The sequence below is a fragment of the Paraburkholderia sp. MPAMCS5 genome (genome assembly GCF_036016995.1).
Lineage (GTDB): Bacteria > Pseudomonadota > Gammaproteobacteria > Burkholderiales > Burkholderiaceae > Paraburkholderia.
Genome location: NZ_JAYXBK010000008.1, coordinates 155339 through 168302 on the forward strand (window position 1 = coordinate 155339; position 12964 = coordinate 168302).

Annotated in this window: 13 protein-coding genes; 7 read left to right on the plus strand and 6 right to left on the minus strand. The window is 65.4% G+C overall.

What is annotated here, in order from left to right:
- Positions 1–6: 6 nt before the first annotated feature.
- Positions 7–597: a xanthine dehydrogenase accessory protein XdhC gene (xdhC, locus tag VOM14_RS19835; protein ID WP_327630436.1), complete on the plus strand. Its 591-nt coding sequence runs from the start codon at positions 7–9 to the stop codon at positions 595–597.
- Between the two features lie 52 nt (positions 598–649).
- Here the strand turns inward: xdhC and VOM14_RS19840 are convergent, their stop codons facing one another.
- The 3 genes from VOM14_RS19840 to VOM14_RS19850 all read right to left on the minus strand — a co-directional run bounded on the left by VOM14_RS19840 (position 650) and on the right by VOM14_RS19850 (position 4096).
- Positions 650–1603 carry a LysR family transcriptional regulator gene (locus VOM14_RS19840; RefSeq protein ID WP_327630437.1) on the minus strand — a complete coding sequence of 318 codons (954 nt, stop codon included), beginning with the start codon at positions 1601–1603 and terminating at the stop codon, positions 650–652.
- Between the two features lie 207 nt (positions 1604–1810).
- Complete coding sequence (locus tag VOM14_RS19845) at positions 1811–2512, minus strand: 2-hydroxychromene-2-carboxylate isomerase (RefSeq protein WP_327630438.1); 702 nt, start codon at positions 2510–2512, stop codon at positions 1811–1813.
- Between the two features lie 99 nt (positions 2513–2611).
- On the minus strand, positions 2612–4096 hold the full coding sequence (locus VOM14_RS19850) for a TAXI family TRAP transporter solute-binding subunit (protein ID WP_327630439.1): 1485 nt from the start codon (positions 4094–4096) through the stop codon (positions 2612–2614).
- 506 nt (positions 4097–4602) lie between these two features.
- Between VOM14_RS19850 and VOM14_RS19855 the strand changes: the two genes are divergently transcribed.
- Both VOM14_RS19855 and VOM14_RS19860 read left to right on the plus strand, forming a co-directional pair.
- A complete protein-coding gene (locus tag VOM14_RS19855) occupies positions 4603–4956 on the plus strand; it encodes a BON domain-containing protein (protein ID WP_327630440.1) in 354 nt (117 codons plus the stop codon).
- 240 nt (positions 4957–5196) lie between these two features.
- Positions 5197–5445: a hypothetical protein gene (locus tag VOM14_RS19860; protein WP_327630441.1), complete on the plus strand. Its 249-nt coding sequence runs from the start codon at positions 5197–5199 to the stop codon at positions 5443–5445.
- 24 nt (positions 5446–5469) lie between these two features.
- Here VOM14_RS19860 and VOM14_RS19865 read toward each other — a convergent pair whose 3' ends face one another.
- Together VOM14_RS19865 and VOM14_RS19870 are read right to left on the minus strand one after the other, a co-directional pair.
- Positions 5470–6258 carry a sulfite exporter TauE/SafE family protein gene (locus VOM14_RS19865; protein WP_327630442.1) on the minus strand — a complete coding sequence of 263 codons (789 nt, stop codon included), beginning with the start codon at positions 6256–6258 and terminating at the stop codon, positions 5470–5472.
- Between the two features lie 211 nt (positions 6259–6469).
- Complete coding sequence (locus tag VOM14_RS19870) at positions 6470–7126, minus strand: LysE family translocator (protein ID WP_327630443.1); 657 nt, start codon at positions 7124–7126, stop codon at positions 6470–6472.
- A 210-nt stretch (positions 7127–7336) separates the two neighbouring features.
- Between VOM14_RS19870 and VOM14_RS19875 the strand changes: the two genes are divergently transcribed.
- From VOM14_RS19875 to VOM14_RS19890, 4 genes are all read left to right on the plus strand, one after another.
- A complete protein-coding gene (locus tag VOM14_RS19875; RefSeq protein ID WP_327630444.1) occupies positions 7337–8230 on the plus strand; it encodes a LysR substrate-binding domain-containing protein in 894 nt (297 codons plus the stop codon).
- Between the two features lie 218 nt (positions 8231–8448).
- A complete protein-coding gene (locus VOM14_RS19880) occupies positions 8449–9432 on the plus strand; it encodes a hydroxymethylglutaryl-CoA lyase (protein WP_327630445.1) in 984 nt (327 codons plus the stop codon).
- Entirely contained in the window at positions 9429–10667 is a 1239-nt protein-coding gene (locus tag VOM14_RS19885; RefSeq protein ID WP_327630446.1) for a CaiB/BaiF CoA transferase family protein, read from the plus strand. The genes VOM14_RS19880 and VOM14_RS19885 overlap by 4 nt, the downstream gene beginning before the upstream one ends.
- 79 nt (positions 10668–10746) lie before the next feature.
- A complete protein-coding gene (locus VOM14_RS19890; protein ID WP_327630447.1) occupies positions 10747–12228 on the plus strand; it encodes an MFS transporter in 1482 nt (493 codons plus the stop codon).
- A 40-nt stretch (positions 12229–12268) separates the two neighbouring features.
- On the opposite strand, the gene VOM14_RS19895 is transcribed toward VOM14_RS19890, so the two are convergent.
- Positions 12269–12892, minus strand: coding sequence for a hypothetical protein (locus VOM14_RS19895; protein ID WP_327630448.1), 624 nt, complete (start codon positions 12890–12892; stop codon positions 12269–12271).
- Positions 12893–12964: the final 72 nt, after the last annotated feature.

Below are 12964 nucleotides of genomic sequence, written 5' to 3' on the forward strand. Positions count from 1 at the left end.
ATCGCGATGAACGACTATCCCTTCATTCAGATCGGCCGGCGCGGCGTCTCCGGTTCGCCGCGTCCCGCGCCGATGCACATCGTGCTGTTCGGCGCGGGGCACGTCGGCCATGCGCTTGTTGAACTGCTCGGCCATCTGCCGTGCGTGGTGCAATGGGTCGACGAGCGCGACGAACTGTTCCCCGACGAAACGCCCCCGAACGTGCAGATCGAAGCGACCGACACGCCCGACGCGATCGTCGATACAGCGCCGCCCGGCGCCTACTTTCTGGTGATGACGCACAACCATGCGCTCGATTTTTCGCTCGCCGCGCGGATCATGCGGCGGCGCGATTTCACATACTTCGGCATGATTGGCTCGAAAACGAAGCGCGTGAAATTCGAGCGGCGCTTGCTGGAGCGTGGCGTCGAACTCGAACGGCTTGCGCAGATGACTTGTCCGATTGGCGTCGCGGGCATCGTCGATAAGGCGCCCTCGACGATTGCCGTCGCGGTGTGCGCCGAATTGCTCCAGGTTCGCTGCCGGCAGGCTGCAAGGCAGGCCGCCACGCGAGCCTGTCTTGCCGCACCAGCTCAGCGTACGACGACGAACGTGTAAGAGGGTTGAGGCGCTTGAGACGCCTCAAGCGCTTCAAGCGCCCCAATCACTCTCACCCCGCCCGCTTCACGCGCCGCACTTTCTGCGCGACCAGCCCGTCCGACACCTCGGACATCAATGCCCGCAACCAGCCGAGATCGCTCGGACGATCCGGCTGCGGATGCCACATCTGATAGCACTTGATACGCGGAAACGGAATTGGCGCCTCGACCACCGCGAGCGGCAGGATGCTCGCATAGTGCATGGCGAAGCGGCGCGTCGTCGTGAAGATCAGATCCGATTGAAGCAGCGTTTGCGGCACGAGGCCGAAGTAGGGCAGCGTGGCGACGATGCGCCGCTCCGCGTGCGCGCGCGCGAAGCCGATGTCGATGGCGCCGCCGCGTGCGCCACTATACGGAGTCGGCGCGAGATGCGGCGCGGCCAGATACGCGTCGCGAGTGAGCGGCGTGCGCGTCAGCGGATGATCGGCGCGCATCAGACACACGACCGTATCCGAGAACAGATCGCTGCGCTCGAAGCGCGCATCCGGCTTCGGCCAGTTGCCGATCACGAGGTCGAGTTCGCCTGCATCGAGCGCGGCGTAATGGTCGAGCATCGGGTTGAGCGAATCGATTTCGAGCCGCGCGTGCGGCGCCGCCTCGCGAAACTGCGCGATCACGGTCGGCATGAAGAAGTCGTTCAGATAATCCGGCGCGGCCACGCGAAACGTGCGGCGCGAGCGGCCGGGATCGAAATCGCCGTGCGGCGTCGCCACGAAATCGACCTCGCGCAGCACGCGTTGCGCGGAAGCCAGAAGCGATTCGCCGTACTCGGTGGGCACCATGCCCGCTTTGCCACGCACGAGAATGGGGTCGTTCAGCGTCTCGCGCAATTTGCGCAGCGCGGTGCTGATGGCAGGCTGAGTCTGATTCAGACGCAGCGCGCTCTGCGTGACGCTGCGCTCGACGAGCAGCGTGCGCAGCACGCGCACGAGCCAGATATCGAGGGAGGCGGCGGTGTCGTCCATGATAAAGAGGCAAGCGGACCGGAATGGGCCACGCGTCGCGCAAATAACCGCCCGAAAGACAGGTTCCGCGTAAGAGCGGACAAGCCAGTGGCACGGGCGATGCACGACGCAAAGGTCATAACCTTAGGCCCGATTGCACTGCAGCCGCCATAGCAGGCGCGGTATGACCGGCATCAGCGGTGCTTTGCCGACGCGAACGCGCGATGCTCAGCTTTGCGACAGATCCGGCGACACATCGGACGACAGATCCGACGACACATCGGACGACACCCCCGGCAGACCCGACGGCAACGCGCTGACCCGTTTCACCTCGCTCGATTCCAGCCAGTTCGGCGTGCGCGCGCAATACAGCACCATGGGCAGCGCATCCTCGCCCCAGAACAACTGGTCGTTCATGCGGAAGGTCGGCACGCCGTAGACGCCGAGGCCGATGGCATCGGCGGTATTGCGCTGCAATTGGGCCTTCACTTCCTCGCTTTTGATCAGCGCCGGACCGTCCGGTATGCCGACGCGTTCGCACAGTTCGGCAAAGGCCGCGTCGCTCGACGGATCACGCCCTTCGCGCCAGATGAAGCGGAAGATCTCGCGCACGCACACCATGTCCGCGCGCGCGGCGGTCGCGAGCAGCAGCGGCTTCATCGAGTCGAACGGATGAGCCGGCGGCATCTTGTACGGAATGCCGAGTTGTTCCGCGCGAAACAGCGCGTGCCGGTACATGAAGGTGCGCTTGGCGGGCACGCTGTAGGCCGAGCGCTGCCCCCAGTGACGGTACAGGTCGTTCAGCACGACCGGCGTGAAGGCGAAGTCGAAGCCCGGCCATTTGTCGTGTTGCTCGAGCAGCAGATAGGTGAACGGCGAGACGAAATCGTAAAACCACAAAGGCTGCGCGGCGTCGATGCCAACGGTCATATATGTCTCCCGAATTGCTTCTCCGACAGATCGGCAGGCGCATCTGCTGCATCGTCGGAACTGTAATGATCTTACGCGGTGCGGCTGCGGCTTGCACCGTCAATCTGGTTTGCGGGGCTCGTCGGCGCGTGTCTCACCGATCTCGGCCGCTTCGTTCGGCGTGGACGGCGTGGACGGCGTCGCATCTTCGTCCTCGTCCGCGGTGTCGTCGGTGTCTTCCTCGCCGGACAGATCGCGCCGGGCGTCGCGGCTGTGCGTGAGCCGCGACCGCACGAAGCCGATGTGCTCGCGCAGCACATAGAACTGGTCGGCATAGGCGAGCGGCATCTTCAGACCATTCACCGAATCTTCGATGGCGTCCAGACGCCGCCGCAGCGACGCGCGTTCGGCCGGCGAGTGATCGCTGAGCGCGCTGCGCTCGATCGCGATCAGCGCGCCATACCAGCGATAGATGCGCGACTTCACGCGCCACGCATACAGCGACGGCACGAGCCGCAACGCCGGAATCAGCAGCACGACGAGCGGCACGACAACCACCAGCAGACGGTCGGCGAGGCTCGCGAGCCAGAACGGCAACAGGCGGTACAGGAAGCTCTTGCCCGACTTGTAGTAGCGAGCGGCGTCGTCGCTGATCGGGAAGTCGTGCGCGAGCGGCGCGGGGAATTCGCCGGCGCGCTGCATGATGTTCGCCTTGCCGTGCACTTCGCGCGCGGCTTCGATCAGCAGGTCCGACAGCGCGGGATGCAGCGAGTCGCGCGCGACCAGTTCGGCGGTCGGCGCAACCATGTGGATCGGCGCGGACGGCAGGTTCTTGCCGAGATCGAACGCGCCCATCGGCAATTCGAGCTGCGTCAGATACGGAAAGCGGCGCGTGTAGGCGTCGGCCTGCGCGAAGTCGTAGAACTGCACGTTCGGCGTGCGGTAAAGCTTGCCCATGACGGCGGGCTGCGCGGAATCGCCGGCGAGGAAGGCCGCGTCCACCTTGCCGGAGACGAGCGCCTGCGCGGCGGCATCGCCGGAAAGCGGCAGCAGCTTGGTCGAGCCGCCCGGCTCGATGCCGTTGGCCTTGAGCAGCGCGAGCGCCAGCTCGCGCGTGCCGCTGCCCTCGGCGCCGACCGCGAGCCGCTGGCCTTTGAATTCGGAGAGCCGCGTGACCGTCGGCCCGTGATAGAAGATCGCGAGCGGCACATACGACACGCTGCCGAGCGACATCAGACCGCTGCCGGCCGCGCCGGGCGCGACGCCGTCCTGCACGAAGCCCACGTCGACATTCGAGTTCGGGTCCGACAGCCGCTTGAGGTTTTGCAGCGAGCCTTCCGAGGGCAGCACGTTCAGCGTGATGCGGTTGCGCGCCAGAATCTCCTTGTATTTCTGCGCCGCGTTCCAGAAATTGCTGCCTTCCGGGCCGGCGCTGATGGTGAGCGTGCTGGGCGGCGCGGGCTGGATCAGACGCACGGCGACCCAGATCGCGACGATGGCGATCAGCAGGATCGGCCCGAAGGAGACCGCGAGATCGCGCCACGAGATCGCGACAAAACGGGCGACGAGGCGGGGAGGGCGTTTGCGGCCGGTGGCTGGCTTCATCGGGTGACGGGGACGGCTACGGTCGAGAGTGAACAGAATGGCGGCGCTGCGCGTGGCGCCGATGGTACCTGAGATTGCAGCGGCCGCGAAACGCACGCCAGCCGGGCGCGCCGAGAAACCCGTAACAAAAAGTGACGGGCGACTAAACCCTTTGCGCTTCTCGCACGGCTAGATTAAATTGTGCATCGCTGCCGCGAACACAGCTTTCGCGCGGCGCGACCCGGCATGACACACAAGACACACAAGAACCGGGCGCGTCGGCGGAATTCGCGGCTTGCCGGTTTCCGTACCGCATTGCATGCGCGCCATCGCGTGCGGCACGCGGCAGCCGGTCTCTCTTCGCCTCTCGCATCGCGTGTCGCAGCTCCAGCCGGCCATGGTTTCGCCGCGCGCTTTGTCGCGTTTGTTTGTGTCGCGTCTGTTTTGTCGCGCCAGGCATGGCCGCCGGTAGTCGTACGAAGCCGCTTATCCAGGCGGTCCAATGTGAAGCCAAGGAGAGAAGAAACATGAAATCGGTCGGTTTTCTGAAGACGCTGGGCTCAGTGGTGGCCATGGTGGTGGCGTGCAATGTCTATGCTCAGGCAAGCGATGCAACGGCAACGGGCACGACAGCCGCCCCCGCCGCCAGCGCCAAGGCGGGCAAGAAGGCCAATAGGCAACTGGGCCGCAAGGTGCGCAGCGCAATCTCGAAGACGCAGGGCGTCGATGTGTCGAACATCGCCGTGCGGGCTCGCGGCGGCGCGGTGACGCTGACGGGCTCCGTGCCCGACCAGGGCCAGATCGACGCTGCGGGCAATGCCGCGAAGGGTGTGGCGGGCGTGACGTCGGTGTCGAACAAGCTGACGGTGATGCAGCAGTAAGCACGGCGCGGATGCGCGCCGGGGCGGCGCCGGGATTGCAGCGCGCGATTCCGCTGTCGGCCAGTACAAAGCTCCGGCGATCCACGCCGGAGCTTTTTTATTGTTGGCCGTGCATGATTGAAGCGGCGCTGTGGGTTTCAGCCGATGCCGCGCCAGGCGACGTCGCCGGACTGTGTCCCATGACACATTGCCGACGCCGCGCGAAGCGTACTGTGTGGATGAAGAACCGGAGTCCACGCCATGCAATCCACGCTCCTGCGTTACACCGATTTGCCCATCAACGACCGGGCGGCCTTCGAACTGGTCTGCGCGCGCCATGGCTTCGCGCCCGCGCATTTCGACCTGAGCATTTCCGCCGATCCCGCCGATACAGCCGGCGAACGCCTCGTCACCGTGCGGCGCGCCAACTGGGCGCAAGCGTATTACGACCGGCGTGGCCAATGGGTCCGGCAGTTCGAAGCCGACCTGATCAGCCGCTTTTTCAAATGAGCGGAACGGCGTCCGCCCGCGGCGTCAGGCGAGCACGAGGCGCGCGCCCACCAGCGTGAGCGTCGCGGCCAGCAGATTGCGCAAGAGCGAGTCCGGCGCGCGCGAGGACAGCAGACTGCCCGTCACGATGCCCGGCAGCGAGCCAATCAGGAGCGACAGCAGCATCGACCAGTCGACGGAACCGAGCAGCCAATGGCCCGCGCCCGCCAGCAGCGTGAGCGGCACGGCGTGCGCGATATCGGAGCCGACGATGCGCTTGGTCGGCAGCATCGGATAAAGCAGCAGCAACACGGTCACGCCGATCGCGCCCGCGCCCACCGAAGTCAGCGACACCAGCACGCCGAGCACCGCGCCCGTCAGCATGGTCAGTGCGAGCGTGCGCCCTTGGCTCGGCGCGCGGCGGCGGTGCGCGCCGAGCGCCGCGAGCTGCGGACGAAACACGAGCGCCACCGCCGTCACCAGCAACGCGGCGCCGAGCACGAGCTGGATCAGCCGGCTCGCGCCCGGCGTGTCCATCCCGTAGCGGTGCAGCAGGAGCAGCGTGACGGTCGCCGCCGGCACGCTGCCGGCCGCCAGCCGCAGCGTGACCTGCCAGTCGATCGAGCCTTTCAGACCGTGGATCAGCGTGCCGGTCGCCTTGGTGGCGGCCGCGTACAGCAGGTCCGTGCCGACAGCCGTCGCCGGATGCACGTTGAACAGCAGCACCAGAATCGGCGTCATCAGGGAGCCGCCACCCACGCCCGTCAGTCCGACCAGAAAGCCGACAAAGAGACCGGAGACGGCGTACAGCAGATCGATATGCGGAAGAGCCATTGAAGAGACCGCTGGCGGTCGGTGGATTGACGTTAGGGCACGCGCGGCGCGCGTGCCTCGTGCGCCGACGCGAGTCGGCAACAATGGGCGGAAGGCAGCGCCCGGCGCAGCGAAAGGCGCTATTGTCGCAAAACTGAAGCGCGAGCGTATGGAATGCAAGGAAAGGTGAACGCCGAGGCCGCATTTTATGCGGCGCAGTGCGGCGCAGCGCTCATAGCGCGCGGCGAATTTCCACCACGCCGAACGCCGCGAGCATGATCCCGACGAACCGGTCGATTGCCAGCCGCAGCTTGCTGCCGATGGCATGCCGCGCGAGCGACACCACCGTCACGAGAAAGCACCACCAGGCGATCGAGCCGCAGAACACGCCGCCGACGGTGGTCAACGCGATCGTCGAGGAAAACGCGCCGCGTGGCGCGAGCGTCGTGAACAGCGCGGCGAACATGATGACCGTTTGCGGGTTGGTCAATGTGAGGAGCAAGGAACTCGCATAGGCGCGCAACGCGCCCGCGCGGCCCACTTGCGCAAGCTTGCCGTTGCCGGTTCCATTGCCGCTTTGCTCGGCGTTGGCGTCGGCGGGAGGCTTTTGCAGCAGCGTCCGCACGCCGAGATAAAGCAGAAACAAGCCGGCAAGCAGATGCAACGGCCTGTCGTACGCAAGCATGAACTGCGAAATGCCGACGAGGCCGAGCGCCGCGATCAGGCCATAGAGCGCATCGCCGCTCGCAATGCCGAGGCCGATGGCGAGCCCCGCTTGCGGACCGCCCGTCAGCGTGCGGCGAATGCACAGCATGCCCATGGGGCCGACCGGCGCGGCAATCGCAAGGCCGACGCCCGCGGCGGTAAAGAAGAGGCTGGTCATGGACATGGCGGTTCTCGTGGTGTGTTGTTCGATCGAGCCGGTCGCCGGGAAAGTCACAAGCGGCTTGCGGCGGGCGTCGCCCAGCATAGCCAGAGCGGATGCGGCGAGCAAGCCCGCCATGCCCTCTGGCCATGGACCGTGGATACCCTGGGACGGACTCGGCCGCCGCTTTCCTCGGGCATAATTTTCCCCACTCAATTTCTGGAGCCTTCTCGCATGTGGCAGATCGATCAGGTGACGTTGCGCTTGTTCATTGCCGTTTGCGAGGAAGGCACGATCGCGCGCGCCGCTGAACGCGAGTTCATCGCGCCGTCGGCGGTGAGCAAGCGGCTCGCCGATCTCGAAGCGCTCGTCGACGTGGCGCTGCTGTCGCGCAGCCAGCGCGGCGTGCGCGCCACCGCCGCGGGCGAGGCGCTGTTGCGGCATGCGCGGCTCATCATGCGCGGCCATGAACGCATGCAGGCCGAACTCAGCCAATATGCGGCCGGCGCGCGCGGCCATGTGCGCGTGCTGGCGAATGTGTCGTCGATGGTCGAGTTTTTGCCCGAGGCATTATCCGTCTTTCTGAAGGCCAATCCGCAGATTCGCGTGGACGTGGAAGAGCGCGTGAGCACGGAGATCGTGCGCGGCCTCGAAGAAGGCGTGGCCGATCTCGGCATCTGCCGCGATACCGTGCCGATGGGCACTCTCGACGCGCTGCCATATCGCGCCGATCATCTCGCGCTGATCGTGCCGCGCGGTCATCCGCTGGCCGGCGAGGCCGCGATCAGCTTCGAGCAGACGCTTTCGTTCGACCACCTCGGGCTCGCTTCGAATGCGTCGGTGAACTCACTGATGCAGCGCATCGCAGCGGAGAAGGGCCGCGAGCTTAACTATCGCACTTACGTATCGACCTTCGACGCCGCCTATCGCTTCATTCAGGCCGGCCTCGCGGTGGCCATTCTGCCCGCCGAGGCGCTGCCTCGCCACGCCGCCGAGGAATACGACATTGTCGCCGTGCCGTTGCGCGAAGCGTGGGCCGCGCGGCGCTTCGTGATCTGCGTGCGCGACCGGCATGCGCTGACGCTGGCCGCGTCGCATCTGCTCGCTCATTTGCTGGATGCCGTTTGAGACGCGTGCGTCTGCCTGCGCCGCGGGTGGTTTCTCATCCTCTGAAAAGCCCTTAAGGGTTTCCCCTTTGTGGCGGCGCAAGGCCGCCCCGCTTGCGTCGGCTGCCATCGTCAACGGCGATGGAGTGCTTCGTCAACGCAGACTTTGCGGCGCGCCCGCGAACAGGCACGCTCTCATCCGTGCTTGATTCCCCGCATTTTTTCCGCAGGATTTACGACATGAATGAAACCAGGGAGCGCGTCGTCGTGACGGAAGTCGGCATGCGCGACGGTCTGCAAAGCATCGCGCGAACGATGCCCACCGAAGCCAAACGCCGCTGGATCGATGCCGCGTATGCCGCCGGCGTGCGTCATATGGAAGTCGCGTCATTCGTGCCCGCGAAGCTCCTGCCGCAAATGGCCGACGCCGACGAAGTCATTGCTCACGCGCTCGGCTACGACGATCTGATCGTGACCGCGCTCGTGCCGAACCTGAAGGGCGCGCAGCGCGCGCTCGAATCCGGCGCGCACAGGATCGTCGCGCCGATTTCGGTCAGCGCCGCGCACAGCCTCGCGAACGTGCGCAAGACGCCGGCTGAAATGATCGACGCGTTTGCGGCGATGCGCGAGTTGATCGACAGCGCGGCGGGTGCGAGCGCGAGGCGCGTCGAGTTGATCGCCGGTTTGTCGACGGTGTTCGGCTGCACGCTGCAAGGCGCGGTGCCGTACGCGGACATTGCCGCGATTGCGCGCGCGGCCGTCGAAGCAGGCGCCGATGTGATCGCGCTCGGCGACACGACCGGCGAAGCGACGCCGCGCCAGGTCGGCGAGATCATCGAACTCGTGCGCGACGTAGCCGGCGACACGCTGCGCTCACTGCATTTGCACGACACGCGCGGACTCGGCCTCGCGAATACGCTGATCGCGCTGCAACACGGCATCCGCGAATTCGACGCGTCGCTCGCGGGACTCGGCGGCTGCCCGCATGCGCCCGGCGCGACCGGCAACGTGAACACCGAAGACCTCGTGTTCATGCTCGACAGCATGGGCTACGAAACGGGCATCGACCTGACCCGTCTGATCGCGTCGCGCGAGGTGCTCGCGGATGCATTGCCCGGCGAGCCGCTTTACGGCTATCTCGCGCGCGCCGGTTTGCCGAAGCAGTTCGCTGCTGCCGGACACCTCGGCTCTTCCCAATCTTCCGCCTCGCAGGTACTGCAATGAACGCTTATTCCTCTTCCCCGGATGCCGCCGCGGCGGGCCAACAGCCAGGCGCGTTGCCGCTCGCGGGCATTCGCGTGATCGAGTTGTCGCATATGGTGATGGGCCCGACGTGCGGGATGATTCTCGGCGACCTGGGCGCCGAGGTCATCAAGGTCGAGCCGCCGCGCGGCGACGGCACGCGTCGTTTGCTCGGCACGGGCGCGGGCTTTTTCCGCACCTTCAATCGCAACAAGAAGAGCATCGCGCTCGATCTCGACAGCGAAGCGGGACTCGCCGCGCTGCATAGGCTCGTGGATACCGCTGACGTGTTCGTCGAAAACTTCAAGCCGGGACGCATGGCGAGCCTCGGTCTCGATTACGCGTCGCTGCGCGAGCGCAACCCGAAACTGATCTACGTCTCGCACAAAGGCTTTTTGAACGGCCCGTACGAACATCGCCTCGCACTCGACGAAGTCGTGCAGATGATGGCCGGCCTCGCGTATATGACCGGGCCGGTGGGCCGGCCGCTGCGCGCGGGCAGTTCGGTGAACGACATCATGGGCGGCATGTTCGGCGCCATCGGCGTGCTGGCCGCGTTGCACGAGCGGCATGCAAGCGGGCGTGGCAAGGAAGTGCAAAGCGCGCTGTTCGAAAACTGCGTGTTGCTGTCGGCGCAGCACATGCAGCAGTACGCCGCGACCGGCGTCGCGCCCGCGCCGATGCCTGAGCGCATCAGCGCATGGGCCGTCTACGACGTGTTCACGCTGGCCAACCACGAGCAGATGTTCATCGCCGCGACGGGCGACAGTCAATGGCGCGCGTTGTGCGGGATTCTCGGCCGCGCCGATCTGCTCGCCGACCCGCGTCTCGCGACCAACAACGACCGCGTGCTCGCGCGCGAATGGCTGTTGAAGACGCTCGGCGAAACCTTGAGCCAGTTCGAAGGCGCCGCGCTCGTGCCGCTGTTCGAGCGCGACCACATTCCGTTCGCGTCTATCGTGAAGCCTGAAGAACTGTTCGACGATCCGCATCTGAACGAAAGCGGCGGCCTTGCGCGCCTCACGCTCGACGACGGCAACGAAACCGCCATGCCCTTGCTGCCCATTTCGATCGACGGCGCGCGTTTGCAGCCGCGTCAGCCGATAGCGAAGATCGGCGAGCACACCGCCGACGTCTTGCGCGAAATCGGTTACGACGACGCGCAGATCGCGGCGCTTACCAGCGGTTCTACTCAGACGCCGCGCGAGGCCGCCTGATCGCGCGTAGCGCTTTCATGCATCACAGGTAGTCAATCAGGCTTATCCGGCGAAAGACCGGCATTCAAGGAGACAGACGATGAAATCGTCGAATCAGGCGGTATATGCGGCGGCAACCGGCGATGCCGGCGCGCTCGGCGCGCCTCTCGGCGCGGGCGCCTCGGCAGAGAGCCACGCGGACGACATCGCACTGGGCGGTGCGCGCATTTCGGCGCGGCTCGACCGTTTGCCGGCCACGCGTTCCATCTGGAAGCTGGTGATGTTGCTGAGCCTCGGGCTCTTCTTCGAACTGTACGACCTCATGTTTTCCGGCTATATCGCGCCGGGCCTCGTGCGCAGCGGCATTCTCACCGCGACGACGCATGGCCTGTTCGGCACGAGCGGCGTCGCGAGTTTCATTGCCGCGTTGTTCGCGGGACTGTTCATCGGCACGGCGGCGTGCGGCTTTCTCGCGGACCGCTTCGGACGGCGCGCAATCTTCACGTGGTCGCTGCTGTGGTACACGGCCGCGAACATCATCATGGCGTTTCAGGACACGGCGCTCGGGCTCAATCTGTGGCGCTTCATTGCGGGCATCGGCATTGGCGTGGAGATCGTGACGATCGGCACGTACATTTCCGAACTTGTTCCGAAGCATGTGCGCGGCCGCGCGTCGGCGTGTTCGCAGGCGGTGGGTTTTTGCGCGGTGCCGATCGTCGCGTTTCTGTCGTATCAACTGGTGCCGCATCGATACTTCGGCCTCGATGGCTGGCGTCTCGTCGTGCTGACGGGCGTGGTCGGCGCGATCGTGGTGTGGTGGATTCGCCTCGGTCTGCCGGAGAGTCCGCGCTGGCTCGCGCAAAAAGGCCGTTTGGACGAAGCGGACGCGATCATGACGCGACTCGAAGCGCGCGTCGAACGCGAATATGGACGCGCGTTGCCGCAGCCCGCATTGCCGGAACCGGTGCGCGCGCGCTCAGCGTTTCGCGACCTGCTCGTGCCGCCGTATCGCAAACGCACGCTCATGCTGATCATCTTTCACGTATTCCAGACGATGGGCTATTACGGCTTCGCCAACTGGATTCCCACGTTGCTGATCAAGCAGGGCATCACGGTGACGACGAGCCTGATGTACGCGAGCATCATCGCCGTGGCGGCGCCGCTCGGACCATTGCTCGGCCTGCTGATTGCGGACCGCTTCGAGCGCAAGACGGTGATTATCTGCATGGCCGCGGTCAACGTGGTGTGCGGCCTGCTGTTCAGCCAGGCGCGCGAGACGGTGATGCTGGTGAGCCTCGGTGTCTGTCTCGTGCTGGCCGGCAACATCATTTCGTACAGCTATCACGCGTATCAGGCCGAACTCTTTCCGACGAGCATCCGCGCGCGCGCAGTCGGCTTCGTTTATTCGTGGAGCCGCATTTCGGCGATGTTCTCCGCCTTCGTGATCGCGGCGTGCCTGGGCCGCTTCGGCGTGGACGGCGTGTTCGTGTTCATCTCCTGCGCGATGGCGATTGTGATGCTCGCCATCGGCGCGTTGGGACCGAGAACACGCAATGTCGCGTTGGAGGATATTTCGAAGTAACGCGCCCCGGTTCACGAGGCGCGATGAATGTCGGCGGCGGTCACTGGCAAATGTATTCGTCCGAGGCCGCCATCGGCACCTGCGCGGATGCAGCTTCAAAATGGCTGTATTTCGTGTAGGTCTTGCCTTTGACCGTGACTGTCTGCGCCGACTCGCTGGTCGCCGCGGCGCTCTTATGGGCCTCGACGCTCGCATTGGTCCAGCTTTTCGTGCTTGCGCTCGCGTTTGCATAAGCGGCTGACGCGCCGCTTGCATTCGCCACTGTTTTGCTCGAAGCCTGGATCGACGCAGTGGCCGGATTGCTGAACTTCGCCCGGTTTGCATCCCATGACGGAGCGACATATCCCCACTTCGACGTGGCCGTGTTCATGTCGATCTGCTTCGGCGCCCAGCCGACCAGCTTCGGCCCCTCGATAAGCGGCGACAACTCGATCGCCACGATCTGCGGTCCCCGTCGCGCGACAAGGAGACATTTGCCGCCGTCGGAGAGCTTGAGCGGAACTGCCCCGCTCCATTGGAGCAACACCAGGTCCGGCGCGTTGGGCACGGGTTGCGAGCCCGCTGGGGTGGCAGCCCAAAGCGCCGTGCCAGGTGTTGCGGCTTGCGCGGTAACGTCTGCAATGGCAGCGAGCGACAGCATGGCCAACATGAGATAGCTCTTCATACGATGCCTCACGATAAAACGAGTTGGCGACCGGCGACACTGGCCAACCCTTAAGACGTAGAAAAGGCACGA

Bases quoted from the DNA above. Each gene is read 5' to 3' on its own strand.
- xdhC (WP_327630436.1), top strand. From the start codon at position 7: ATGAACGACTATCCCTTCATTCAGATCGGCCGGCGCGGCGTCTCCGGT.
- VOM14_RS19840 (WP_327630437.1), bottom strand. From the start codon at position 1,603: ATGGACGACACCGCCGCCTCCCTCGATATCTGGCTCGTGCGCGTGCTG.
- VOM14_RS19845 (WP_327630438.1), bottom strand. From the start codon at position 2,512: ATGACCGTTGGCATCGACGCCGCGCAGCCTTTGTGGTTTTACGATTTC.
- VOM14_RS19850 (WP_327630439.1), bottom strand. From the start codon at position 4,096: ATGAAGCCAGCCACCGGCCGCAAACGCCCTCCCCGCCTCGTCGCCCGT.
- VOM14_RS19855 (WP_327630440.1), top strand. From the start codon at position 4,603: ATGAAATCGGTCGGTTTTCTGAAGACGCTGGGCTCAGTGGTGGCCATG.
- VOM14_RS19860 (WP_327630441.1), top strand. From the start codon at position 5,197: ATGCAATCCACGCTCCTGCGTTACACCGATTTGCCCATCAACGACCGG.
- VOM14_RS19865 (WP_327630442.1), bottom strand. From the start codon at position 6,258: ATGGCTCTTCCGCATATCGATCTGCTGTACGCCGTCTCCGGTCTCTTT.
- VOM14_RS19870 (WP_327630443.1), bottom strand. From the start codon at position 7,126: ATGTCCATGACCAGCCTCTTCTTTACCGCCGCGGGCGTCGGCCTTGCG.
- VOM14_RS19875 (WP_327630444.1), top strand. From the start codon at position 7,337: ATGTGGCAGATCGATCAGGTGACGTTGCGCTTGTTCATTGCCGTTTGC.
- VOM14_RS19880 (WP_327630445.1), top strand. From the start codon at position 8,449: ATGAATGAAACCAGGGAGCGCGTCGTCGTGACGGAAGTCGGCATGCGC.
- VOM14_RS19885 (WP_327630446.1), top strand. From the start codon at position 9,429: ATGAACGCTTATTCCTCTTCCCCGGATGCCGCCGCGGCGGGCCAACAG.
- VOM14_RS19890 (WP_327630447.1), top strand. From the start codon at position 10,747: ATGAAATCGTCGAATCAGGCGGTATATGCGGCGGCAACCGGCGATGCC.
- VOM14_RS19895 (WP_327630448.1), bottom strand. From the start codon at position 12,892: ATGAAGAGCTATCTCATGTTGGCCATGCTGTCGCTCGCTGCCATTGCA.